Here is a 25,507-nt window from a genome sequence, read left to right as displayed (position 1 = left end):
CCGAGCGAGAATCGCACGACACCGCATTGCCGGTCAATATTATTAGTAATAAATTCGCTCAAAAAGAGCCGGTAACGGAGCGTAAGCTCGATTCCCAAATGGCGGGTTAGCGCGCGTTGCCGCGCGCATATTATTAGTGGTACCGTCAGCACCATGATGCCGCTGGCATTCCCCTGCTTCAGCGCCGCCCCAGCGCGGCCCGCACAATGAAAAAATCGACTCAACGCCGTCCCACCATGACCGACATCGCCAAGCTCACCGGCGTGTCGCAATCCACCGTCTCGCTCGTGCTCAACAACGCGGCCGGCGCGAAGTTCTCCGAGGCCACCCGCAACAAGGTGCTGAAGGCCGCGCACGACCTCGGCTACCGGCTGTCGCTGCGCGAGCCGCTCACCGCATCGAGCGACGAGCGCAATCTGATCGTCTATCTGGCCGATGAAATCTCCACGAGCCCGCACCCGGTCGTCAACATCGACGGCGCGCGCGACGCAGCGTACGCGAGCGGCAAGATGCTCGCCGTCTACTCGACGCACGGCAACGCCGACATCGAAAAACAGGTACTCGACACGCTCATCACCAATCCGCACGTCTTCGGCGTGATCTACGCGACCGTCTACACGCGTAAGGTCGCGCCGCCGGCCGCGCTGTCGCAGGTGCCAACCGTGCTGCTGAACTGCTACACCGGCGACAGCACGTTTTCGTCGGTCGTGCCGGCCGAGGTCGCGGGCGGCCACCTGGCCACCGAGTACCTGTTGCAAGCCGGCCACCGGCGCATCGGCTACATCAACGGCGAGCCATGGCAGGACGCCGCGAAAGACCGGCTGAAGGGCTACCGCACCGCGCTCGCGACCGCCGATCTGCCGTTCGCGGCCGAACTCGTGCGCGACGGCGACTGGAGTTCCGGCCTCGGCTTCGAGCTGACACTGTCGCTGATGCGCGAAGCCAATCCGCCCACCGCGATCTTCTGCGCGAACGACCTGACCGCGATCGGCGCGATCGAGGCGCTCAAGCAGCTGGGCCTGCGCGTGCCCGAGGACGTGTCGGTGCTCGGCTACGACGACCAGGAAATCGCCCGCCATACGCATCCGCCACTGTCCACGGTGGTGCTGCCCAACTATGAACTCGGCCGCTGGGCCGTCGAGACGCTGCTGCAGGAAGAGCACAACCGCGCGGCCGGCGCACCGGTGCGCCATCGCACGGTGAAGCTCGACGGACCACTGGTCGAACGCAGCTCGGTCAGGGTAATTACCGAGGCAAAACCGGCGACGACTAATATTATTAGTGATTGACCGATAATAATTCCGAGTGGAATAATCGGCACGTCGGGTCGGGAAGAACACGCACCGGTGAGTTATAGCCAACTGCATCCTCGCCGTCGAAACAGCGCCGGGCTCCCGGCTGGACAGAGACAATCCCGAGCAGCACAAAAAGCAAATACACCGTCACCGGTTACTGGAGGAAGACATGGCGTCGCTCATTACGCAGTCGCGCATGCACGCGCGCAAGCAGCAGATTCGTCCGCTCGCAGCTTCGCTGCTGGCTCTGGCAATCGGTGTCGGCGCGGCGGCCGCGCATGCCGACGACGCATTGCCGAAGCTGGCGACCAAGACCCCGTTGAAGGTCGGCTTCGCGCAGACCGAAAGCAACAACCCGTGGCGTCTCGCGGAAACCAGGAGCTTCAAGGACATCGCCGCGAAATGCGGCTGGCAGATCGTGATGACCGACGCCAACGGCTCCAACTCCAAACAGGTCTCCGACATTCAAAGCATGATCGCCCAGCACGTCGATCTGCTGGTATTCCCGCCGCGTGAAGAAAAGCCGCTCGCGCCGGTCGTGCTGCAGGCGAAGAAGGCCGGCATTCCGGTGATCCTCGTCGACCGCAACGTCGACCAGTCGGTCGCGAAGGCGGGCCGCGACTACATCACGTTCATCGGCTCGGACTTCATCGATCAGGGTCACCGCGCGGCCGACTGGCTCGTCAAGGCGACGGGCGGCAAGGCGAAGATCATCGAGCTCGAAGGCACGACGGGTGCGTCGGCCGCGAACGATCGCAAGAAGGGCTTCGACGAAGTGATCGCGAAGAACCCCGGCATGACGATCATCGCGTCGCAAAGCGGCGACTTCGCGCGCGACACCGGCCGCAAGGTGATGGAAACGCTGCTGCAGGCGCATCCTGACGTGACCGCCGTGTACGCGCACAACGATGAAATGGCGCTCGGCGCGATCGCCGCGATCAAGGCGGCCGGCAAGCAGCCGGGCAAGGACATCCAGATCGTCACGATCGACGGGACCAAGGGCGGCATGGACGCGATCGCGGCTGGCGAGCTCGGCGCGAGCGTGCAGTCGAGCCCGTTCTTCGGCCCGCTCGCCTGCGACGTCGCGCAGCGCTATGCGAAGGGTGAAAAGATCCCGACCTGGGTCAAGGTGTCCGACCGCTTCTACGACAAGGAAAACGTGCAGCAGAACATGCAGTACGGCTATTGATCGCAAGCATCGGGAAGCGCCCCGGGGCGGCATGTTCCCGGGGACTCCCTTCGGCGTTGTAGCAGGAAGCCATCCGCCTTCTATGAATGTCTCCTCGTCGGGCGGGTGGCGGGAAGGCTTCGAAGCGACGCGCCCGTGACCGACGGACCGTCGCTTCGCTTTTATGCGGGCGTAACATGGCCGCACGCGCTGGGGCGGCCCGACCGCGTCGCCAGCAACAGCGCATCGGGCAATATCGGCAGCATCCGCATCAGGAGAACTCCCGTGACGGAATCTGGCAAAGAGACGCCACACTCCCCCCTTACCCGTTCGCCGCTGCTCGAGATGCAGGACATCGGCATCAGCTTCGGCGGCGTGCCCGCGTTGCGCGGCGCGAATCTGAGCGTGGCAGCCGGCGAAGTACACGCACTGATCGGCCAGAATGGCGCCGGCAAATCGACGATGATCAAGATCCTGACCGGCGCCTATCGGCGCGGCTCGGGCAGCGTGCGCTTCGAAGGCCGCGAGGTCGATTTCCGCACGCCGAAGCAGGCGCGCGAAGCGGGCATCAGCACGATCTACCAGGAGATCAACCTGGTGCCGTTCCGCTCGGTCGCGGAAAACATCTTTCTGGGCCGGGAGCCGCGCCGCTTTGGTCTGATCGACTGGCGCACGGTGCAGCAGCGCGCGGCCGCGCTGCTCGATTCATTCGGTTTGCAGCTCGACGTGAAAAAGCCGGTCGGCCGTTACTCGACCGCGATCCAGCAGATGGTGGCGCTTGCGCGCGCGGTGTCGTCGGACGCGAAGATGGTGATCATGGACGAGTCGACGTCGTCGCTCGACGAGCGCGAGGTCGAGCTGCTGTTCACCGTCGTGCGCAAGCTGCGCGACGACGGCCGCGCGGTGATCTTCGTGTCGCACCGGCTCGACGAGCTTTACGCGCTGTGCGATCGCGTGACCGTGATGCGCGATGGCCAGACGGTCGCGCAAAGCACGATGGCCGAGATGGACAAGCTGCAGCTCGTCACGACGATGCTCGGCCGCTCGCTCGCCGCGGTCGTGCAGGACGACACGGCAGCGCGCGAAGCGAATCTCGCGAAGCGCGGCGAGCAGGTGATCGGCGCGACACAGCTTGGCGCGCCGCCGAAGGTCAACGGCGTGTCGCTCGACGTGCACGCGGGCGAGGCGGTGGGTCTGGCCGGCCTGCTCGGCTCGGGCCGCACCGAAACGATGCGGCTGATGTTCGGCGCCGATCCGCTCGCGCAAGGCTCGCTCGCGATCGGCGGCGAGACGGTTGCGCTGAAATCTCCGCAGGACGCGATCGCTCGCGGCCTCGCGTACCTGACCGAAGACCGCAAGGGCGAAGGCATCGTCCCGGAACTGTCGGTGCGCGACAACCTGACGCTCGTCTGCCTGCGCACGCTTGCGAAGAACGGCATCGTCGACGTGAAGAAGCAGCAGGTGATCGTCGATCGCTTCATCGCGTCGCTCGGCATCAAGCTGCGCTCGGCCGATCAGCCGATCCGCGAGCTGTCGGGCGGCAATCAGCAGAAAGTGCTGCTCGCGCGCTGGCTCGCGGCTGAACCCGCGCTGCTGCTGCTCGACGAGCCGACGCGCGGCATCGACGTCGGCGCGAAAGCCGACGTCGCGAAGATCGTGCGCGAGTTGCGCGACGCGGGGCTCGCGGTGCTGCTGTCCGCGTCCGAGCTCGAAGAGCTGACCGCGGTCGCCGATCGCGCGGTCGTGATCCGCGACGGCCGCACCGTCGCCGAACTGAACGGAGCCGAGATGAGCGAGACCGCGATCATGGATGCGATCGCCTACGGCAGCGAGGGCCAATCTGCGCTCGCGCAAGCCGCGCGAGCGGCACACATCGAAGACGCGCTGGAGGGCGACCGTCATGGCGCTTAAGCTGCATTCCAATCCGCTGCGCGGCGAGGCGCCGGGCGCCGATACAACCATGATGCAATCGACCGACACGCCGCCCGTCCGGTCCGCGAGCACTGTGCAGAAGTGGCGCCATCTCGCGATGCAGCGCGAAGTGATCGTGCTGCTCGCGATGGTGCTGTTCAACCTTATCTTCACGCCGCATTTCTGGTCGCTGCAGACCTTCAACGTGAACATGACGCAGGTCGTGACGATCGTGATCGTCGGCATCGGCATGACGCTGGTCGTGGCGACGGGCGGCATCGATCTGTCGGTGGGCGCGTCGATGGCGATTGCGGGCGCGCTCGCGCCGATGCTGTTCCTCAACATCGCGGGACCGCTCGGCATCGCGCTCGCGTTCGTGCTGCCGGTGTTGGCGGCCGCCCTGTGCGGCGTGTTCAATGGCCTGCTCGTCACGCGATTATCGGTGCAGCCGATCGTCGCGACGCTCGTGCTGTTCATCGCCGGACGTGGCATCGCGCAGGTCGTCACCGACGGCAGTCTGCAAGCGTTCAACACGCCAGCCTTTCAGTGGATCGCGCTCGGCAAGGTCGCGGGCGTGCCGTTCCAGGTGCTGCTGATGCTCGCGCTCGTCGGCGTATTCGTGTGGGTCGTGCGCAAGACGCTGTTCGGCCAGTATCTGCTGATCACCGGCGGCAACGAAAAAGCCGCGTATCTGTGCGGCGTGCCGACCGCTGCCGTCAAGATGATCGCGTACACGCTGTGCGCGGCGCTCGCGGGCCTCGCGGGGCTTATCTCGATCTCGGTGAATTCCTCGTCGGACGCGAACGTCGTGGGGCTCGGCGTCGAACTCGATGCGATCGCGGCGGTCGCGGTCGGCGGCACCGCGCTGACGGGCGGCAAAGCGTATATAGGCGGCACGCTGATCGGCGCGCTGATCATCCAGTTGCTGCGCTATACGCTGCTCGCGCACGGCATTCCCGATGCGGCCGCGCTCGTCGTGAAGGCCGGCATCATCGTCGCGGCGGTTTACGTGCAGCGGCGCTCGCGCTGACAACCTTTCGGGATTCGATGCGATGAAAAAGAATCTTCCCATCCTGCTCGCGCTCGCGGCGCTCGTCGTCTTTGGCCTCGTGCGCTATGACCACTTCGGCTCTGCGTACAACATCACATCGTTCTGGCGCTACAACTCGATGTTCGCGCTGATCTCGATCGGCATGGCCTTCGTGATCATCACGGGCGGCATCGATCTGTCGGTCGGCACGGTCGCGGCGCTCGCGAGCGTGGTCGCCGCGCTGACGAGCTTCTACGGGGGCTGGGTCGCGGTGCTGGCGGGCTGCGCGGCCGGGCTCGCGGTCGGCGTGCTGAACGGCATCATCATCACGCGGCTCAAGATCCTGCCGTTCATCGTCACGCTTGCGACGAGCCTCGGCGCGCACGGCGTCGCGCTGTTGCTGGGCAAGAACGATGCGGTCTCGATCGCGGCCGATTCGAACTTCGGCAACTTCGGTCAGGGCGACCTGCTCGGACTGCCGATTCCGGGACTCGTCGCGCTGGTCGCCGCGGTGGCCGGCTGGCTCGCGCTGCGCAGCACGCGCTTCGGGCGGCACTCGCTCGCGATCGGCGGCAGCGAAGAGGCCGCGCGGCTGATGGGGCTTAACGTCGACCGCACGCTGGTGATGGCCTATGCGGTCAGCGGGCTGCTCGCCGGCATGGCGGGCGTGATCCTCGCCGCGCAGTTCGGCGCGGGGCAGCCGAACGAAGGCGTCGGCTGGGAGCTGTTCGCGATCTCGGCGGTCGTGCTCGGTGGCACGCTGCTGACCGGCGGCGAAGGTTCCGTCGCGATGACGATTGCCGGCGTGCTGCTGCTCGGGCTCGTGTTCAATCTGCTGAACTTCGAGAACGGACTCGGCTTCATCAGTCTGTCCGCGTACTGGCAATCGGTGATTCGCGGCGTGTTCCTGCTACTCGTGATCGTGCTGCAGGCGCGGGTGCTGAAACAGCGAGGAAAAAAGCGGGCGGCGGCGGCCTGAGCAAGCGGCACCCGCGAATTGGCGTCAACAATACCATCGGACAGATTTTCCTTATTCGACTGAGGCTTGCCGCTACAATCGCCGCCCCCGATCCATATCTGTGTACCGATAGACTCGCCGTGAAACCGTGTGACCGTGACGTGTCCCCGACGCGTCAGGACGTCCCCGATCGTCGTCCTCGGTTTCCTTATTGATTGTTCGTGCGCAACGTCCAGACCGTCGCGGTATTGGTGGCGTCGTCCACCGCCGTGAACTGCAGGTGGCGCTTGCTATCGAGGCCGAAGGCGAGGCCGAACGCCGAGCCCGGCGCAGGATCGACCTGCAATTGGGCGACGAACTGTCCGTCGACGGTGAACTCGACGATTTCGCTGGGCTGATTCGGGTCGGGGTTGACCGCGTCGCCGTTTGCGGTGACGAGATGCCCGTTGGGTGCGAGTGCCAGCGCAAGCGGACCGTGCAGGTGCTTGTTGTCCTGGTAAATCATCCGGCCGACGCCGCCATCGTGATTCGCGCCCGCGGCGCCGTAGATGGCGAACACCGCGTTGTCACCGGTCGAGGCGACGTAGAGCACGTCATGCGATGGGTCGTACGCCAGTCCGGTCGGGCCGACCACCAGCGCCGCCGGATCGGTGCGGTGCAGATAGCCTGACGCGATGATGGTCGAGCTAGGCAGCATCTGAACGCCGTTCTCCCCGATCGCAAGATCGATCCGCGCGACCTTTCCATTCAGCACGTCCGAGACGAAGACCCGGACGAATTGCCCCCCGTCGATCACGGTGAGATCCCAGGGGCCGTCCAGCAGCTTCTTATCTTTCAGTTCCGTGACGAGCCCGCCCTGCGGATTGATGACGAGCAGCGAGCCCGGAGGGACGACGTTCTTGCCATCCGTGGTCGGCACATTGCCCACCAGCACGAAGCCACTTCTGAGCACCGCGAGCGCCGTCGTGAGACCGAGATTGCTTCCCTGGAAGAAGGTCACCGGATTGCTATTGGGCACGAGCTTGACGATCGTCGTACCGGTTCCCTGCAGGTTCGACTTCGCATTGAAATTCGACACCACCACATCGCCGGGTTTGAGCATGCTCCAGGACGGCACGCCGAACGGCACGAACGCCATGCCATACGGATTCACATCGCCGTTGGCCGGAACGGTCGACGAGGTCACGGACTGCGGCGGCAAAATCACCTCCTGCGCCTCGGCCCCGACCGCCCCCAACGATAAAACCAGCAGACCGGCCTGACACACCGCACGACGTAAGCGGCGCGATGCGCGTGCCCGTATCACCAAGCCGGTGAAGTCCGTATATGAACCGAATGCAGACATCGCACGAGAAGTTTCCATTTGACACCTCCTACTCGCAGGGGCGGTCGCGGCCGCCAGGACGAGTCGCGCAGCCACCGCACTGCCTGGCTTCGCGCGACTCGCGTCCTGCGTAAACGAGGTGACGTCAGGCGTATTCCCCAAAAAAATCGCGCCGTGCAACCGATAGTCGAACCCGAGGCGATCCCGATGGCGTCGGGACGGTTCCGCCCCACTTGCCAGCCTTATCAGCATGCTCAATGCTGCAGCGCACGCCGCGTTTCGGTATCATCTTGAAATTGTTGCCCACGCGGCGCGTCGCTTTCACGCCTGCCGGACAGCCAATGGCAGCCGCCCTGCGCGGCGTTCGCCGAGTCGCCGTACCCCGCTGAAGCACGGCCGCTCTCACGCCAACGTACTTCGCGGCGCCAGCAAGCCGGCGCCGCCGCTTCCCGGTTTGGCAACCCGCTTTACCACGCTCGCCCGCCGCGCCGCGGCCCCGCCCCGGCGGGCACGGTAAAATGCTGGATTGCGCGGGAGTCCCGACCACGGATCAGCGCAGCATCGCCCTTGCCGTGCCGGCCGGCTCAGACGACTGGCCGCCTTTGTTTTCGCACTATCCAAGAAGCCATGAGCAACCTGAATTCACAAACCGTCCTGAGCGTCCATCACTGGACCGATACGCTTTTCAGCTTCACCTGCACGCGCGATCCGTCGTTCCGCTTCGAAAACGGCCAGTTCACGATGGTCGGCCTGCAGGTCGACGGCAAGCCGCTGCTGCGCGCCTACAGCCTCGCGAGTGCGAACTACGAAGAACATCTCGAATTCCTCAGCATCAAGGTGCAGGACGGTCCGCTCACGTCGCGTCTGCAGCATCTGAAGGTCGGCGACGAAGTGCTGATCGGCAAGAAGCCGGTCGGCACGCTGGTGGCCGATAACCTGCTGCCGGGCAAGACGCTGTGGCTGCTGTCTACCGGCACGGGCCTAGCGCCGTTCATGTCGATCATCAAAGATCCGGACATTTACGACCGCTACGAGCGCGTGGTGCTCACGCACACCTGCCGTTTCGTCGACGAACTCGCGTACAAGGAATACATCACCGAGCACCTGCCGGCGCATGAACACCTCGGCGAGTTCGTGCAGGAAAAGCTGCTGTACTACCCGACCGTCACGCGCGAAGCGTTCCAGAACCGCGGCCGCATCACCGAGCTGATCGAAACCGAAAAGCTGTTCGCCGACCTCGGCGTGCCGGGTTTCTCGCTCGAAAACGACCGCGTCATGCTGTGCGGCAGCCCGCACATGCTGCGCGACACGCGCAAGCTGCTCGAAGACGCCGGTTTCAAGGAAGGCAGCAACAACGAGCCGGGTCATTACGTGGTCGAAAAGGCCTTCGTCGGCTAAGCCGGTATTCCCTCTCGCGGCCCACGCACCGCGAATTTCAAAAAAGGAGCCTCTGGGCTCCTTTTTTTGTTGCTTCGTTACAAATTGGACCCTGTTACATCACCTTCGCTGTCAGAATTCCTCTGACACGGCGGGCGTATGACAAACATCAAGTAATTTCTACAAACCATGCGCTAAGCCTTGGGGCGACTGCTTTTTTAATCTTTTTGGGATATCATCGCGCCGCAAGATCAGACGAATTCGTACACTGAACATCGTCAACCCGAGTTGTTACTGAATGTAAATTTCGTTACGTTGGGCCATCGTGTTTCGTCCGACGCGAAAACCGCGTGATTCGCAGGCGCTGATCGCGTCTGCGCGCGCCCGCTTCGCTGTCCACTCCGCTTCCTGAGAGGGAAATTCATGGATACGCCGACTGCCGTCCCGTTCAACGCTGCCTTGGCCTCGGCCGCGCAGCGTGATGGCTTCGACATGCCGTCGCACGCCGCCCGCGAGATCGAGCGGCTGCGCGCGCGGGTGCGCGAGCTGTCGGCCGAACTGGTCGACGCGCAGGAAAGCGTACGCCGCCACGTCGCGCGCGAGTTGCACGACAGCGTCGGCGCCGAGCTGACCGCGACACGCTTCGCGCTCGCCGGCATCGAAACCTGGCTGCCCGCCGACGCGCCGCCGCAATGCGCGGCCGCGCTCGCGGTCGCGAACCGTTCGCTCGACGCCGTGCACGCGGCGAACCGCGAGGCCATCGCGCAACTGCACGCGCCGTCGTTCGAGACTGGCCTCGCCGGCGCGCTGAAGTGCTGGGTGCGCGACTTCTCCTCTCGCACCGGCTTGCGCACCACCGTCACCTGCGCCGACGACGCGCGTCTCGCGCGCCTGTCCGCCGATGCCGCGCTCGCCGTGTTCCGCGTCGCGCAGGAAGCGCTGAACAACGTCGCGAAGCACGCACGCGCGAGCTGCGCCGACGTGCGTGTCGAAACGGATGCGCGTCATCTGAGGCTCATCATCAGCGACGACGGCATCGGTCTGCCGCGCGGCGCGCGCGAACGCGGTGGCCAGAAACAGCCAGGCGGTCATTTCGGCCTCGCCGGCATGCAGGCGCGCTGCGCCGCATTCGACGGCACGTTGCGGGTCGGCGCGAGGCGCGCAAGCGTCGGTTGCGGCGAGGATAGCGGCACTGGCAGCAACGGCGCCGTCGCCCCGCGCGGCACCTTGATCCAGGCCCGCTTCGCGTGGCACGCGGTGCTGGCCACCACCCCCGCCCCGCGCGCCGCCCGGCGCGCGCTGCAATCGTGAGCACGCGACCATGAGCCTGCGCATCCTGATCGTCGAAGATCACGCGGTGGTCCGCCAGGGCGTTCGCCAGCTGCTGCTCGATCGCGGCGTCGCGCGCGAGGTCGCCGAGGCGCAAAGCGGCTCCGAAGCGCTCGACTCGGTCGTCCATCACAGCTTCGACGTCGTGCTGCTCGACATCTCGCTGCCCGACATGAATGGCGTCGAGGTGCTCAAGCGCCTGAAACGCAAGGCGCCACGCGTCGCGGTGCTGATGTTCTCGATGTACCGCGAGGACCAGTACGCGGTGCGCGCGCTCAAGGCCGGCGCGTCCGGCTATCTGTCGAAGACGGTCGACGCCGCGCAGATGATCGGCGCGATCCAGCAAGTCGCCGCGGGCCGCAAGTACGTGAGCCCCGAGATGGCCGAGGCGCTCGCCGACTACGTGTCGTTCGACGGCGAGCAGTTGCCGCACGAAAAGCTGTCCGATCGCGAGTACCAGACGCTGTGCATGCTCGCGTCGGGCAAACGGCTCACCGATATCGCCGCCACACTGTCGCTGTCGGTGAAGACGGTCAGCGTGTACCGCACGCGGCTGCTCGACAAGATGAAGCTGCGCAACAACGCCGAGCTCACGTTCTATGTGATGAGCAACCGCCTCGTCGATCTGAATCCAGCGATGGCCGGCTAGGCCAGCAGACGCCATAGCGCATGACTGCGGCGTTGTGCCGCAGTCGGCCCGAGCCGATCGTGGCGCCCGCACAAACGAAAAAATTCCGTCCCCATCGATCGCCTATTCAGTAAAAGCCTACTGCCGCCCCGCGTGCGGCACCGCAAGACCACCCCGACGCCCCTCCTGGCGGGAGTTTCCGCCCATCGCCCTGGTCCACGAAGCGCCGTTTTGAACCGGCCCGGTGGCACGCATCCGCTAGAATTGCGGGTTTTCCCGACATTCGGCGCGCAACACGCGTGCACCACTGGAGACCCACGCCAATGTCCCTGTTTCGCAAAAAGAGCGTCGAGCACATGCTTGCGGCAAGCGCTCAGACCGCCGGCCTGAAAAAGGCGCTCGGCGCGCTCGACCTGACTTTCCTCGGCGTCGGCGCCATCATCGGCACCGGCATCTTCGTGCTGACCGGCACGGGCGCCTTGCAGGCCGGCCCCGCGCTAATGATCTCGTTCGTGATTGCGGCGATCGCCTGCGGCTTCGCCGCCCTCGCCTATGCCGAATTCGCGTCGACAATTCCGGTCGCCGGTTCGATCTATACGTACTCGTACGCGACGCTCGGCGAGCTGGCCGCGTGGATCATCGGCTGGGACCTGATGCTCGAGTACGGGCTCGCGACCTCGGCGGTGTCGGTCGGCTGGTCCGGCTATCTGCAGTCGCTGCTGTCGGGCTTCGGCGTGTCGCTGCCGATGGCGCTGACCGCGGCCCCCGGCGCCGTCCCCGGACACGAAACGCTGTTCAACCTGCCCGCCTTCCTCGTGATGATGGCGATCACCACGCTGCTGTCGGTCGGTGTGCGCGAATCCGCGCGGATCAACAACATCATGGTGGCGATCAAGGTCGTGGTCGTGCTGCTCGTGATCGGCGTCGGCGTGTTCCACGTCACGCCGGCCAACTGGCACCCGTTCATGCCGCACGGCTGGAGCGGCGTGTTCGGCGCGGCCGCGGTGATGTTCTTCGCGTTCATCGGCTTCGACTCGGTGTCGTCGGCGGCGGAAGAGGTGAAGAATCCGAAGCGGGATCTGCCGATCGGCATCATCGCGTCGCTCGGCGTGTGCGCGGTGCTGTATGTGGCCGTGGCTGCGGTCGTCACCGGCATCGTGCCGTCCGAGAAGTTCATGGGCATTTCGCACCCGGTGTCATACGCGCTGCAGCTCGCGGGGCAAAACTGGGTCGCGGGCTTCATCGACCTCGGCGCCGTGCTCGGCATGCTGACCGTGATTCTCGTGATGGCCTACGGTCAGACGCGCGTGATCTTCGCGATGTCGCGCGACGGGCTGCTGCCCGCGAAGCTGTCGAAAGTGCATCCGCGCTTCGCGACGCCGTTCTTCACGACGTGGCTCGTCGGTATCTTCTTCGGCCTGATCGGTGCGCTGGTGCCGCTCAATGTGTTGGCTGAACTGATCAATATCGGCACGCTCGCGGCATTCTCGATGGTGTCGATCGCGGTGCTCGTGCTGCGCAAGACCCACCCCGAGCTGCCGCGCGCGTTCCGTTGCCCGGGCGTGCCGGTCGTGCCGGTGCTCGCGGTCGCATCGTGCCTGTTCCTGATGCTGAATCTTCAAGGCATCACGTGGGGCGCGTTCCTCATCTGGCTCGCGATCGGCATGGTCGTTTATTTCGGCTACTCGCGCCGTCATTCGAAACTGGCAAAGTAAGGCGCCGTTTTCAACGAGGCCGCGCCAATGAGCTGAATGCTCGCGAGCGCGGCCTCGCTTTCCGCTGATTTATCGAAGCGCCCCGTCATGCCCTGCAGACGGGGCGCTCGTCTTTGCGGCGTCCCGTTCCGTGGCCCCGTCTTCTGTTGGTGCGCTCGCGCGCGCCGACACACTTCCCCTCATAGCGCGTCCGCGCGATTTGTGCTTTACTTTTCGGCAGACTTGTAAAACCCGCAGCACCCTCATCGGACCTCGCGAACCGCAGTCACTCGCAGTCGAAGCAAAAGCAGGGGCAACAACAATCACAGGTCCGGTCTCACCCACAGCAACTATCTTGCATGGGATCGTGGTCAGCGTGGAGGCGGGGATCGATACGCCGAAGCGCTCGCTCCGATCAATCGCGTTTAAACCGCATGGGACCGCGGTAAGCGCTAAAGCGCTAACCGCGGTCGACATAGGAGACAGCTTCATGGCGATCAGCATCAGTCTGACGGTCAATGGCGCACCCGTGAGCGCCTCAGTCGACCCTGGCACCCTGCTTGTCCAGTTCCTGCGCGATCAACTCCGTCTGACCGGCACCCACGTCGGCTGCGATACCGCGCAATGCGGCGCCTGCACCGTGCATCTGAACGGCCGCGCGATCAAGTCCTGCAACATCCTCGCCGCGCAAGCCGATGGCGCCGAAGTCACGACCATCGAAGGGCTCGCGCACAACGGCGCCCTGCATCCGATGCAGGCCGCGTTCAAGCACTGCCACGGTCTGCAATGCGGCTTCTGCACGCCGGGCATGGTGATGAGCGCGGTGTCGCTGGTGCAGCATCTACCCGATCTGACCGGCGACGAAGTGCGCGAACAGCTCGACGGCAATCTGTGCCGCTGTACGGGTTATCACAACATCGTCAAGGCCGTGCTCGAAGGCGCCGCGGGTATGAAGGCGTCCGCCGCATCGAGCGCAACTGCCGGCGCGAATGCCACCGGCGCAACCGCCTGAGGAGCCGACGATGAACGCACCCGATACCCAGAGCCTGATCGGCGCCGCCGTCGAACGCAAGGAAGACTATCGCTTCCTGACCGGCAAAGGCCAGTACACCGACGACATCGTGCTGCCGCAGCAAACCTACGCGGTGTTCCTGCGCTCGCCGCACGCGCACGCGAAGATCAACAGCATCGACACGAGCGCGGCCAAACAGTCGCCGGGCGTGGTCGCGATCTTCACCGGCGCGGACCTGGCGGCGGAGAAGGTCGGCGGACTGCCGTGCGGCTGGCTGATCCACAGCACCGACGGCAAGCCGATGAACGAGCCGCCGCATCCGGTGATCGCGCATACGAAGGCGCGGCATGTGGGCGACCAGATCGCGCTCGTGATCGCCGAATCGATCAAGGCCGCCAAAGATGCGGCCGAACTGATCGAGGTCGATTACGAAGAACTGCCGGCCGTCGTCGATACCGCGCATGCGGCCGACCCGGGTCAGGCGGCGGTGCACGACGAAGTGCCCGACAACGTCTGCTACAACTGGGGCCACGGCGACAAGGCCGCGACCGACGCCGCGTTCGCGAAAGCCGCGCACGTGACCACGCTCGACATCGTCAACAATCGGCTCGTGCCGAACGCGATCGAACCACGCGCGGTCAACGCGAGCTATTCGGCGCAGGACGATAGCTACACGTTGTATGTGGCGAATCAGAATCCGCACGTCGAGCGGCTGCTGATGGCCGCGTTCGTGCTGTCGCTGCCGGAATCGAAGCTGCGCGTGATCGCGCCGGACGTCGGCGGCGGCTTCGGCTCGAAGATCTTCCTGTATGCGGAAGACGTCGCGCTCACATGGGCATCGAAGAAGATCGGCCGGCCGGTCAAATGGACGGCCGAGCGCTCCGAGGCGTTCCTTTCCGACGCGCACGGCCGCGATCACGTGACCAAGGCCGAGCTGGCGATGGACGCCGACGGCAAGTTCCTCGCGATGCGCGTGCATACGATCGCCAACATGGGCGCCTATCTGTCGACGTTCGCGTCGAGCGTGCCGACGATCCTGTACGCGACGCTGCTCGCCGGCCAATACGCGACGCCCGCGATCTACGCGGAAGTGAAGGCGGTCTTCACCAACACCGTTCCCGTCGATGCGTATCGCGGCGCGGGCCGGCCGGAAGCGACGTTCGTCGTCGAGCGTCTGGTCGAAGCCGCGGCGCGCGAGATGAAGCTCGACCCCGCGGAAATTCGCCGCCGCAACTTCATCACGCAGTTCCCGTACGCGACCCCGGTCGGCCTCACCTACGACACCGGCGACTACAACGCGATTCTGTCGCGCGCGCTGACGCTCGCGGACGTCGAGGGCTTCGCCGCGCGCCGGCAGGAATCGGAAAAGAACGGCAAGCGCCGCGGCCTCGGCTACTCGTGCTACATCGAGGCATGCGGTCTCGCGCCGTCGAACATCGCGGGCGCGCTCGGTGCGCGCGCGGGCCTGTTCGAAGTCGGCCAGATTCGCGTGCACCCGACCGGTTCGGTCACCGTGTTCACGGGTTCGCATAGCCACGGCCAAGGCCACGAGACGACCTTCGCGCAAGTGGTCGCCGACCGCCTCGGCATTCCACTCGACAGCGTCGAGATCGTGCACGGTGACACCGGCCGCATCGCGTTCGGCATGGGCACGTATGGCTCGCGTTCGATCGCGGTCGGCGGCTCGGCAATCTCGAAGGCGCTCGACAAAATCGAAGCGAAGGCGAAGAAGATCGCCTCGCATCTGCTGGAAGCGTCGGCTGAAGACATCGAGTTCAAGAACGGCGTGTTCCGCGTCGCGGGCACCGACCGCACGAAGGCGTTCGCGGAAATCTCGCTCGCAGCCTACGTGCCGCACAACTATCCGCTCGATGTGCTCGAACCGGGCCTCGAAGAAAGCGCGTTCTATGACCCGACCAACTTCACGTATCCGTCGGGCGCGTACATCTGCGAGATCGAAGTCGATCCGGACACCGGCGAGAGCCGCATCCAGAAGTTCACCGCGGTCGACGATTTCGGCAACGTGATCAATCCCATGATCGTCGAAGGCCAGGTGCATGGCGGGCTCGGGCAAGGCATCGGCCAGGCGATGCTCGAGCGCTGCGTGTACGACAACGACAGCGGCCAGCTGCTGTCCGGTTCGTACATGGACTACGCGATGCCGCATGCGTCCGATCTGCCCGACTTCACGGTCGAGACTTCGAAGGGCACGCCGTGCACGCACAACCCGCTCGGCGTCAAAGGCTGCGGCGAAGCGGGCGCGATCGGCTCACCGCCGGCCGTGATCAACGCGATCATCGACGCGCTCGCGCCGCTTGGCGTGACCAATCTGCAGATGCCGGCCACGCCGCATCGCGTGTGGTCCGCGATTCAAGCGGCGAAGCAAGCCTGACCCAACGATCCTGAGCGGAGCATTCGACATGTATTCATTCGAGTATCAACGCGCGACGGATCCGCAAGCGGCCGCCGCAGCCCTCACCGCCGACCCGGAAGCGAAGTTTCTCGCCGGCGGCCAGAGCCTTCTGCCGACGATGCGCCTGCGTCTTGCCCAGCCGTCGCAACTGATCGACGTGACGCGCATTCCCGCGCTCAAAACGATCAGCGTCGACGCGAACAAGGTGACGATCGGCGCGGCCGTTTGTCATGCCGACGTCGCCGAGCATGCGGACGTGCGGCGCGTGTTGCCCGCGCTCGCGGAGCTGGCTTCGAATATCGGCGATCGCCAGGTGCGCGCGCTCGGCACGATCGGCGGCTCGCTCGCGAACAACGATCCGGCCGCGTGCTACCCGGCCGCCGCGATGGGGCTCGACGCGACGATAGTCACGGACCGGCGGCGCATCGCCTCGAGCGATTTCTTCGTCGGCATGTACGAGACCGCGCTCGAACCCGACGAGTTGATCGTCGCCGTCGAGTTTCCGGTGCCCGAGCGCGCCGCATACGAGAAATTCCGCAATCCGGCCTCGCACTTCGCGCTGGTCGGCGTGTTCGTGGCGAAGTCCGCAGGCGGTGTGCGGGTTGCGGTGACGGGTGCGGCGTCGTCGGTATTTCGCGTGCCCGAGCTCGAAAGCGCGCTGTCGGCGAACTTCACGCCCGAGGCGGCACGCGCGGTCAGCGTGTCGCCCGACGAGCTGAACGACGACATGCACGCGAGCGCCGCGTATCGCGCGCATCTGATTCCGCTGCTCGCCGCGCGCGCGGTCACGAAGGCAAATGCCTAGCGATACTCGCTAGGCGGCCCGGCTTGCCGCGCGAACATCTTGGCGCGCGCAAGCCGGCTTCGTTCCTTTCGCGAGCAGGCGCCTGCGTTCAACGCCGAGCTCGCGCCCATTGCGTTCTTCACTCGCGCCGCGCCTTGTCATGGCCTGTCGCGCAGATTCAGGACCACCATGCAGCCGGCTTCGATCGACGACACCCTCGCCCAACTCGCCGCCCAAGGCTATTTCGCGAGCCGCGAACTGGCGACCGCGCTGTATCTCGCGCTGCGCATGGAGCGGCCGCTGTTCGTCGAAGGCGAGCCGGGTGTCGGCAAGACCGAGCTCGCGAAAGCGGCGGCCGGCATGCTCGGCACCGCGCTGCTGCGGCTGCAATGCTATGAAGGACTCGACACCGCGAGCGCGCTTTATGAGTGGGACTACCCGCGCCAGATCATGGCGCTGCGGCTCGCCGAAGCGAGCGGCGAGCGCCCCGACAACGACACGCTGTATCGCGGCGAATTCCTGCTGAAGCGTCCGCTTCTACAGGCACTGCTGCCCGACGAAAACCATCCCGGCGCGCGACGCGTGCTGCTGATCGACGAAATCGACCGCGCCGACGAACCGTTCGAGGCCTTCCTGCTCGAACTGCTTTCGGATTTCCAGGTATCGATTCCCGAATACGGCACCGTGCGCGCCGCACAGCCGCCGCTCGTCATCATGACGTCGAACCGCACGCGCGAAGTGCACGATGCGTTGAAGCGCCGCTGTCTGTATCAATGGATCGGCTATCCGGATCGCGAGCGCGAACTCGAGATCGTCGCCGCGCGCGCGCCGCAAACGTCGGCGCAATTGCAGCGGCGCGCGGTCGACTTCGTGCATCGGCTGCGCGGCATGGATCTGTTCAAGGCGCCTGGCATCGCCGAAACGATCGACTGGTGCCGCGCGCTCGAAGCGCTGTCGGTGACGGAGCTCGATCCGCAATCGGTGCAGAACACGCTCGGCGTGCTGCTCAAGTATCAGGATGATCTCGCGCGCGTGGATGCCGCGCAGATCGCGCAGTGTCTGGCCGGGTGAGGGTCGTCGGCATGACGAACGACATCGGCATAGGCATAGGCAGACACGACGGCGAAAAGCAGCAGTCCGCGCCCATGCTCGCGCGCAACGTCGTTCATTTCGTGCGCGTGCTGCGCGGCGCCGGTTTGCCGATGTCGCCCGCACAGGCCGTCGACGCGCTCGCCGCGTTGCAGTGGATCGATCTCGGCCGCCGCGACGACGTGCGCGCCGCGCTTGCCGCGCTGCTCGTCACCGCGCCCGACGAACGCGAGCTATTCAATGCCGCATTCGATCTTTTCTGGCGCAACCCCGACTGGGAGGGCAAGCTGCGCGCACTGCTGCTGCCGAAAGTGCGCGACGGGCTGCCGCCGCCGAAGCGCAACAACCGTCTCGCCGATGCGCTCGCGGTACGCATGCCGCCGTCGCCGCATCTGAATGCGCCGCAAGAAACCGAGCAGCACGAGTTGCATGCCCAGTTGACGTTCAGCGCGGAAGAGCGGCTGCGCCATCGCGATTTCGACACGCTGAGCGCCGACGAATGGCGCACGCTGCGTCATCTGATCCGCGGCCAGCGGCTGCCGCTCGCCACCGAACCGACGCGGCGCCTGAAGGCGGCATCGCACGGCACGCACGCGGACCTGCGCGCGAGCGCGCGGCACGCGGTGCGCGCCGGTGGCGACTGGACCGTGTGGAAGTATCGCGCGAGGGTCGAGCGCAAGCCGCCGCTCGTGCTGCTGCTCGACATTTCCGGCTCGATGAGCAACTACTCGCGCGCGGTGCTGTACTTCTGCCACGCGCTGTTGCAGTCGCGCGAACGTCTGCAGGTGTTTCTGTTCGGCACGCGGCTCACGAACGCGACGCGCGCATTACGCGAACGCGATCCCGACGTCGCGATCGCGACGCTCAGCGATCAGGTGGTCGACTGGTCGGGCGGCACGCGCATCGGTGCGGCGCTCGCCGAATTCAACCGACGCTGGGCGCGCCGCGTGCTCACAGGTCGTGCAACGGTGCTGCTCGTCACCGACGGTCTCGATCACGAAGCGATCGACGTGCTCGATACCGAAATGGCGCGCCTCGCACGTTTCGCGCATCGCATCGTGTGGCTCAATCCGCTGCTGCGGTTCAGCGGCTTCACTCCGAAGGCGCGCGGCGTGCAGGCGATCCTGCCGTATGTCGACGCGCATCGTCCGGTTCATAATCTAGACAGTCTCGCAGCGTTCGGCCGCGATCTCGCGCAATTGACGCGCACGCCTCGCCACGCAGTCGCCGCGACGACACTCGCAGGAGCAACGTCATGGAATTGAGCGAAACTCATACGCTGCCGGTCGCGCAGCAGCAAACGTGGGACGCGTTGAACGACACGGAGATTCTGCGCGCCTGCATCCCCGGTTGCGAAAGCATCGACCCGGACGGCGAAAACGCGTACCTGGTCACGCTGAGCGCGGCGGTCGGCCCGGTCAAGGCGCGCTTCAAGGGGCGCATGCAACTGACCGACATCGACGCGCCGAACGCCTACACGATCGTGTTCGAAGGCCAGGGCGGTGCAGCCGGCTTCGCGAAGGGCAATACGCAGGTCACGCTCGAAGCCGACGGCGATGCCGCGACGAAGCTCTCCTACACTGCCAACGCGCAGGTCGGCGGCAAGCTCGCTCAGATCGGCTCGCGGCTCGTCGACGGCGCGGCGCGCAAGATCGCCGGGGAGTTTTTCAAGCGCTTGAGTGCTCAGCTCTCGGGTGAGAATAGCGCTGATGAAGCTGCGGACGGCGACGCGTCGGTGGAGACCGAAGCCGAAGCCGCGTCAGCGTCAGCGTCTGCGCAAGCGGAATCGAACGACGCCGCGGACGGAGAGTCCGGCGGCGAAGCCAAGAAGGGGAAGAAATCATGGACAGCGTGGATCTCGAAGTTCTGAAAACCAGCGCCCGCTGGCTGGAGGACGGACATCGCGCGCTCCTCGTGACGGTCGTGAAGACGTGGGGCTCGTCGCCGCGTCCCGAGGGCGCGATGCTCGCGGTGCGCGACGACGGCCTCGTGGTGGGCTCGGTGTCGGGCGGCTGCATCGAAGACGATCTGATCGACCGCGTACGGCAACAGGGCATCGAGCAGACGCATCCGGAAGCAGTGAAATACGGGATCACAGCCGAGGAAGCGCATCGCTTCGGGCTGCCGTGCGGCGGCACGATCCAGCTCGTGCTCGAACCGTTGACGCGGCAAAGCGGCATCGCCGAGTTGTGTCACGCGGTGGAGAACGGCCGGCTCGTCGCGCGCGAACTCGACATGGCGACGGGCGCGGTGCGGCTCGACAACGCGCAGGCGACCGACGGCGTGCATTTCGACGGCGAGCGTCTGCTGACGATCCACGGCCCGCGCTACCGGATGCTCGTGATCGGCGCCGGGCAGTTGTCGCGCTACCTGTGCCACATCGCGGTGGGGCTCGATTATCAGGTGACGGTCTGCGATCCGCGCGAGGAATACACCGAGGAATGGGACGTGCCGGGCACGAAGATCGTCCGCACGATGCCGGACGATACCGTGATCGACATGAAGCTCGACGAGCGCTGCGCGGTGATCGCGCTCACGCACGATCCGAAGCTCGACGATCTCGCGCTGATGGAAGCATTGAAGACGCCGGCGTTTTATGTCGGCGCGCTCGGCTCGCGCCGGAACAATCACGCGAGACGCGAGCGTTTGAAGGAGTTCGATTTGAACGAAGCCGAACTGGCCCGTTTGCATGGGCCAGTCGGCATTTATATCGGCAGCAGGACGCCGCCTGAGATCGCCGTGTCGATTCTCGCGGAGGTGACGGCGGCCAAGAATGGCGTGTCGCTGCCGACGCTATTGCAGGTCGAAGGGGCGAAGGCTGCGCGGGAGATTGCGGCGTCGGGTGGCGCCGCTTGCAAAGTGTAGCCTGCCGCGTTCAACAAACCAGACGGAGGGCACCGGGCGTGCCTTCCGCGCTTACATCAAGCCGCAAACCACCGCCGCGATCACTGATCCGCTCACCAGTACCACGCCCACCACGCGGCGTTTATTCAATTCGGTCCACAGCAGCACGCCGGTCAGCGACAGCAGAATCAGGCCGCCCGCGATCGTGTCGATCAACAGCACCCACCCGACGCTGAGACCCACGCCCTTGTGCAGATTGCTCAGCGTCGCGAAAAACGAGTTGCGCGTGTGCTTCACCGTCACGAAGCCATTGCCGACCCAGTACTCGGCCTGCACGCTCTGGCCCGGGCCCATGATGCCGACCTGCCATTGCTCAGGCTGAATCGTGCTGTGATCGCCCCACGCGACCGGATGGGCGGGCTCGCGCTTCGCGCGTCCAGGCTTGCCGTCGATCTTCAGTTCGCGTTGCAGCCACTTCGCCATCTCCCCCGGCGAGCGCAGCGGTTTCTCAGGCACCGCGATCTGCATTTCCTCGACCTGCGGCGCGCCCGTGGAAATTTTCAGCGGACCGGCGCGATGATTGAGCAGAAAGCCGGTCACGCCGAACATCAGCCCGAGCACCGCGCCCCACAAGCCGATCCAGCCATGCACATTGCGCAGCCACTTGATGAAGGTCGCACGACGCGAACGCTGCCGCCGCGGCGCCTGCTGCGCGGCGGCGCCCGGCGCGGGGACGGCCGGCGCGGCGACGGTAGGTTTCAAATCGATCGATTCAGGCGCGTTCAAAACGGACTCCGGGCTAGAGCGGTAAGAAGAATTCGAGTGAGAAGAGGCGGATCGGCCGGCTTGTGGTCCGGGCGATCGCGTGAAGGGCTGGCTGGCGGTCACAGAGGAGGAGACGCGTGACAAAAAGCTTACGATGCCTTTCAATTGATAAACATTATCATTACACAATTAAGTGTTTTGCTCAATGTCGGGACGCTGTGGTTGCGCGGTGCATACCCGCCGGGCAATCTCCGAGTCGCTTCCAGATGCGCGCCAGCCGCTTGACATCCGCGCGGCGTGAAACGACGCTAGCTGGCGATGCCGTCAACGTTATCGTCCGGGGATACCTGCTGTCATGCGACTCTGCCTCGTGGTCCTTGCCTCCGCTGGCTGGCTGGCCGGCATTCATGCCGCGAGCGCGAGCGTGCCGGTCAAACTGGACGACCCGTACACCAACGAAGGCGAGACGCAGACCTTCACCATCAGCGCGGACGGCTCGTATGCGAAGCTCGATTCGATGACGCTGCGCGTGAACAACGAAGCCGGTGTCGAGCGGGTCGCGCAGCAATACGTCTGGTTCAACCGCAACATGGCCGACGTGCAGATCCTCGAGGCCTATACGGTCACCGCCGACGGCAAACGTCACGACGTAGCGCCCGAGCAGATCCGCGACGTGCAGGAAGTCCGTTCGTTCGACGCGCCGATGTTCCAGGACATCCAGGAAAAAGTGATCGTGTTCCCCGCGGTCGAACCCGGCGCGCGCGTGCATCTGACGTACCGCAAGACGCAGCGGCAGCCGATCGTGCCTGGAGAATTCAGCGACTTCACGCCGCCCGACCTCGCGCCGACCCGCAACTTCCGCCTGATCTACGACCTGCCCGCTGACAAGCCGTTGTACGCGGACGCGCGCGGCTTCAGCGCGGTGACGCCCATCACGCGCGACGGCCGCACGCGCTACGAATTCCGCTACGACAAGGCGCATTTCGACCGGCTCGAACGCGGCTCGATCGCGTACGTGTCGTATGGGGATCGGCTGATGGTGTCGACGTTTCCGAGCTATGCCGCGTTCGCCGCGTCCTATCGCAGCTCCGCGGCCGACCCGGGTACGCACGACGCCGCGATCACCCAGCTCGCGCAGCAGTTGACCGCGCACGATCACACCCCGCGCGACAAAGCCAAAACGCTGTACGACTGGGTTCGCCGCAATATCCGCTATGTCGCGATCTACGTCGGGCGAGGCTCCGTCGTGCCGCACAGCGCGAGCGCGATCCTCGCGAACCGCTATGGCGATTGCAAGGACCACGTGGCGCTCTACGGCGCGCTGCTCGACGCGGTCGGCGTGCGCAACGAGCCGGCGCTGATCAGCAGCGGCACCATCTACACGCTGCCGAGCGTGCCCGGCTACGGCGTCATCAATCATGCGATCACGTGGCTGCCCGATTTGCAGACGTACGCGGATTCGACCGCGTCGAACGTCGAGTTCGGTTTTCTGCCTTCATCCGACATGAACCGTCCCACCGTGTTGATCGACGACGGCGTGCTCGCGCAAACACCGGCCACCGCGCAGATGTCGCGCAGCACCGATCTCGCGATCAAGATCGAACCGGACGGCTCGGCGAGCTTCACGTATCGGCTGCAGGATGCCGGACCGCATGCCGAGCAGGCCCGCGCGCGGCTACGCACGCAGACGCCCGGGCAACGAGAGGAATCGATCCAGGCCGAGTTGCGCAACGCGAATCTGCGCGGCACCGCGACGCTGACGACGAGCGACCTCAGCGCGGTCGACGGCCCGCTCACGCTGACGATGAAAGGCACGCTGGAAAGTCTCGTGGTGACCGGCATGACCGCATCGATCCCGGCCCTGACGAGCCTCGGCGGCGGCGTCGAGGCCGATACGCGCTACTGGCTCGGCGAACGCAAGCGCACGCAGCCGTTCGTGTGCCACAACCTCGCGATCCACGAACGCGCGCGCATCGAACTGCCGGCCAACTTCCGCGTGCTCGACATGCCGGAGGCGCAACGCACGCAGGACCGCTTCGTCGATTTCACGTCGGAGTACACGTTCGATCCGCTCAGCAACGTGGTCACGATGACGCGCGAAGGCGCCACCCATTTCGACAGCGACGTCTGCACGCCCGATGATTTCACGCGCATGCGTCCCGCGATCGAAGCGATCGGACGGGACGTGCGCGCGGAGGTGATCGTCAGATCGACGCTGGTGGAGTCGTCGAACGTGGCGTCGCAGGCGCCTTGACCATCAACGCGTCAACGCGTCAAACCGGCCACAACGGCCCTTCCTGCATCGCGCCGATCTGCTCGCGCATCTCGAGGATGCGGTCCTCCCAATAGCGCTGGGTGTTGAACCATGGAAACGCGGCCGGAAACGCCGGATCGTTCCAGCGGCGCGCGAGCCAGGCCTGATAGTGAATGAGCCGCAACGTGCGCAGTGCTTCGATCAGATACAGTTCGCGCGGCTCGAACTCGCAGAAATCCTCGTAGCCGGCGAGCAGGTCGGCGAGCGCGCGCGACGCCTCCGCGCGTTCGCCCGGCAATAGCAGCCACAGGTCCTGAATCGCCGGACCCATGCGGCTGTCGTCGAAATCGACGAAATGCGGACCCGCATCGGTCCACAACACGTTGCTCGGATGACAGTCGCCATGCAGACGCAAGGTGCGAATCTCGCCGGCCCGCTCGAACGCACGCGCCACGCCTTCGAGCGCGAGATTCACGACGGTTTCCCACGCGGTGCGCAGGTCGTCGGGCACGAAACGATGCGCGAGCAGGAAGTCGCGCGGCTCGTAGCCGAACGTGTCGATGTTCAGCGCGGGACGTTCCGCGTAGTCCTGGGTCTGCCCGATCGCATGAATGCGTCCGATGAAACGTCCGAGCCATTCGAGCGTCTCGCGCCGGTCGAGATCCGGCGCGCGACCTCCGCGTCGCTCGAAGACCGAGAAGCGGAAACCGTCGAAGCTATGCAGTGTGCGGCCATCGAGCATGCGCGCAGGCACGGCCGGAATCTCGCGCGCGGCGAGCTCGGCGACGAACGCGTGCTCTTCGAGAATCGCCGCGTCGCTCCAACGCTCGGGACGATAGAACTTCGCGACCACGGGCGGACCGTCTTCGACGCCGACCTGATACACGCGATTTTCGTAGCTGTTGAGCGGCAGCAGACGGCCGTCGGTCCGCACGCCGGACGTTGCGAGCACGCCGTCGATCGCGTCCAGCACGGTTTCCGGCGTGAGCCGCGCGAACGGCACGGCGCCATCGGCGCCGGCCTCAGGATGGAAATTATCGGGAATGGTGTCGTTCATGCCCCGCATTGTGCGCCGCGCCGCGGCTAAAGACGAGGGCGACGGCTCGCAATGCGTGCGTGGCATCGCTAGAAATACGGGCTGATTTCCGGCGCGCCGTGAATCGACGCGAGCATCGACCCGCAGCGATGCTGGCGAGCCGATCTCACCTTACAACATCACTACAGCCCACTCCTGCGTGTCACACCACGGCAATGAGCAACAGGTAAGCCTCTCGTTCAATGCGTCTGCGCGCCGGCCGGACGTATCAGGTCGCCGGTATCGATCAGATCTTCGAGGAAAAAGGGTTCGGTATTGAGCTGCGGCGATGCGCCGGGTTCGCCGGCGTACCACGCCACCATCGCCATGTCGCCAAGAATGCGCATGACGATTCCGCGCGCGCCTTGCGGCACGGCGATATGTACCGATCGGACAATGGAACCGACTTGCATGATAATTCCCCGCTTCCCTTAGCCGGCTTTATGATTTCACGCCGGTCGAGGTGATGATAAAAACGCCGCTTCGCATTGGACGTTGCGTGCGCACTTGATCTGTCGCGCGCATGGCGCGTGAGAGGTTCGAGTCATTGTTCCCGC

General features: G+C 65.3%; 21 protein-coding genes. 17 read left to right on the top strand and 4 right to left on the bottom strand.

Annotation, left to right across the window (positions count from 1 at the left end; all coding sequences use genetic code 11):
• The first annotated feature begins 236 nt into the window (after positions 1-236).
• The 5 genes from AB3X95_RS26895 (at position 237) to AB3X95_RS26875 (ending at position 6,383) form a co-directional block, all read left to right on the top strand.
• On the top strand, positions 237-1,289 hold the full coding sequence (locus AB3X95_RS26895; RefSeq protein WP_368622989.1) for a LacI family DNA-binding transcriptional regulator: 1,053 nt from the start codon (positions 237-239) through the stop codon (positions 1,287-1,289).
• A 175-nt stretch (positions 1,290-1,464) separates the two neighbouring features.
• Positions 1,465-2,484 carry an ABC transporter substrate-binding protein gene (locus tag AB3X95_RS26890; RefSeq protein WP_176109781.1) on the top strand — a complete coding sequence of 340 codons (1,020 nt, stop codon included), beginning with the start codon at positions 1,465-1,467 and terminating at the stop codon, positions 2,482-2,484.
• Positions 2,485-2,808: 324 nt separating this feature from the next.
• Positions 2,809-4,374 carry a sugar ABC transporter ATP-binding protein gene (locus AB3X95_RS26885; protein WP_368623000.1) on the top strand — a complete coding sequence of 522 codons (1,566 nt, stop codon included), beginning with the start codon at positions 2,809-2,811 and terminating at the stop codon, positions 4,372-4,374.
• 49 nt (positions 4,375-4,423) lie between these two features.
• Positions 4,424-5,404 carry an ABC transporter permease gene (locus tag AB3X95_RS26880; protein WP_368622999.1) on the top strand — a complete coding sequence of 327 codons (981 nt, stop codon included), beginning with the start codon at positions 4,424-4,426 and terminating at the stop codon, positions 5,402-5,404.
• Between the two features lie 22 nt (positions 5,405-5,426).
• Entirely contained in the window at positions 5,427-6,383 is a 957-nt protein-coding gene (locus AB3X95_RS26875; protein ID WP_368622988.1) for an ABC transporter permease, read from the top strand.
• Between the two features lie 187 nt (positions 6,384-6,570).
• On the opposite strand, the gene AB3X95_RS26870 is transcribed toward AB3X95_RS26875, so the two are convergent.
• A complete protein-coding gene (locus tag AB3X95_RS26870) occupies positions 6,571-7,707 on the bottom strand; it encodes a hypothetical protein (protein WP_246392089.1) in 1,137 nt (378 codons plus the stop codon).
• A 606-nt stretch (positions 7,708-8,313) separates the two neighbouring features.
• Here AB3X95_RS26870 and AB3X95_RS26865 point away from each other — a divergent pair.
• The 11 genes from AB3X95_RS26865 to AB3X95_RS26815 all read left to right on the top strand — a co-directional run bounded on the left by AB3X95_RS26865 (position 8,314) and on the right by AB3X95_RS26815 (position 20,877).
• Complete coding sequence (locus AB3X95_RS26865; protein ID WP_368622987.1) at positions 8,314-9,084, top strand: ferredoxin--NADP reductase; 771 nt, start codon at positions 8,314-8,316, stop codon at positions 9,082-9,084.
• 402 nt (positions 9,085-9,486) lie between these two features.
• On the top strand, positions 9,487-10,374 hold the full coding sequence (locus AB3X95_RS26860) for a sensor histidine kinase (protein WP_368622986.1): 888 nt from the start codon (positions 9,487-9,489) through the stop codon (positions 10,372-10,374).
• Between the two features lie 10 nt (positions 10,375-10,384).
• Positions 10,385-11,041 (top strand): response regulator transcription factor RqpR, encoded by a 657-nt coding sequence (rqpR, locus tag AB3X95_RS26855; RefSeq protein WP_176109785.1) that lies wholly within the window; start codon positions 10,385-10,387, stop codon positions 11,039-11,041.
• 302 nt (positions 11,042-11,343) lie between these two features.
• A complete protein-coding gene (locus tag AB3X95_RS26850) occupies positions 11,344-12,735 on the top strand; it encodes an amino acid permease (RefSeq protein ID WP_018436903.1) in 1,392 nt (463 codons plus the stop codon).
• Positions 12,736-13,204: 469 nt separating this feature from the next.
• Positions 13,205-13,726 (top strand): (2Fe-2S)-binding protein, encoded by a 522-nt coding sequence (locus tag AB3X95_RS26845; RefSeq protein ID WP_368622985.1) that lies wholly within the window; start codon positions 13,205-13,207, stop codon positions 13,724-13,726.
• Between the two features lie 10 nt (positions 13,727-13,736).
• Positions 13,737-16,118 carry a xanthine dehydrogenase family protein molybdopterin-binding subunit gene (locus AB3X95_RS26840; protein ID WP_368622984.1) on the top strand — a complete coding sequence of 794 codons (2,382 nt, stop codon included), beginning with the start codon at positions 13,737-13,739 and terminating at the stop codon, positions 16,116-16,118.
• Between the two features lie 28 nt (positions 16,119-16,146).
• Positions 16,147-16,944 (top strand): xanthine dehydrogenase family protein subunit M, encoded by a 798-nt coding sequence (locus tag AB3X95_RS26835; RefSeq protein WP_176122324.1) that lies wholly within the window; start codon positions 16,147-16,149, stop codon positions 16,942-16,944.
• Between the two features lie 168 nt (positions 16,945-17,112).
• Positions 17,113-17,994 (top strand): AAA family ATPase, encoded by an 882-nt coding sequence (locus tag AB3X95_RS26830; RefSeq protein ID WP_368622983.1) that lies wholly within the window; start codon positions 17,113-17,115, stop codon positions 17,992-17,994.
• Between the two features lie 11 nt (positions 17,995-18,005).
• A complete protein-coding gene (locus AB3X95_RS26825) occupies positions 18,006-19,277 on the top strand; it encodes a VWA domain-containing protein (protein ID WP_368622982.1) in 1,272 nt (423 codons plus the stop codon).
• On the top strand, positions 19,268-19,882 hold the full coding sequence (locus tag AB3X95_RS26820; protein WP_368622981.1) for a CoxG family protein: 615 nt from the start codon (positions 19,268-19,270) through the stop codon (positions 19,880-19,882). Before AB3X95_RS26825 ends, AB3X95_RS26820 begins: the two co-directional genes overlap by 10 nt.
• Positions 19,855-20,877 carry an XdhC family protein gene (locus AB3X95_RS26815; RefSeq protein WP_368622980.1) on the top strand — a complete coding sequence of 341 codons (1,023 nt, stop codon included), beginning with the start codon at positions 19,855-19,857 and terminating at the stop codon, positions 20,875-20,877. The genes AB3X95_RS26820 and AB3X95_RS26815 overlap by 28 nt, the downstream gene beginning before the upstream one ends.
• Positions 20,878-20,928: 51 nt before the next feature.
• On the opposite strand, the gene AB3X95_RS26810 is transcribed toward AB3X95_RS26815, so the two are convergent.
• The gene (locus tag AB3X95_RS26810; protein ID WP_368622979.1) at positions 20,929-21,642 is read right to left on the bottom strand and encodes a PepSY-associated TM helix domain-containing protein; all 714 of its coding nucleotides are present in this window, start codon (positions 21,640-21,642) and stop codon (positions 20,929-20,931) included.
• A 334-nt stretch (positions 21,643-21,976) separates the two neighbouring features.
• On the opposite strand from AB3X95_RS26810, the gene AB3X95_RS26805 reads away from it, so the two are divergent.
• A complete protein-coding gene (locus AB3X95_RS26805) occupies positions 21,977-23,875 on the top strand; it encodes a DUF3857 domain-containing transglutaminase family protein (RefSeq protein WP_368622978.1) in 1,899 nt (632 codons plus the stop codon).
• 19 nt (positions 23,876-23,894) lie between these two features.
• Here AB3X95_RS26805 and AB3X95_RS26800 read toward each other — a convergent pair whose 3' ends face one another.
• Entirely contained in the window at positions 23,895-24,932 is a 1,038-nt protein-coding gene (locus AB3X95_RS26800; RefSeq protein WP_368622977.1) for a serine/threonine protein kinase, read from the bottom strand.
• A 218-nt stretch (positions 24,933-25,150) separates the two neighbouring features.
• Positions 25,151-25,363 carry a hypothetical protein gene (locus AB3X95_RS26795; protein WP_176122332.1) on the bottom strand — a complete coding sequence of 71 codons (213 nt, stop codon included), beginning with the start codon at positions 25,361-25,363 and terminating at the stop codon, positions 25,151-25,153.
• Positions 25,364-25,507: the final 144 nt, after the last annotated feature.

Origin of the sequence: Paraburkholderia sp. BR13444 (assembly GCF_040948755.1) — a bacterium.
Taxonomy (GTDB): Bacteria; Pseudomonadota; Gammaproteobacteria; order Burkholderiales; family Burkholderiaceae; genus Paraburkholderia; species Paraburkholderia youngii.
The sequence above is the reverse complement of the archived record's forward strand: the minus strand, read 5'-3'. Positions and strand labels throughout refer to the sequence as shown.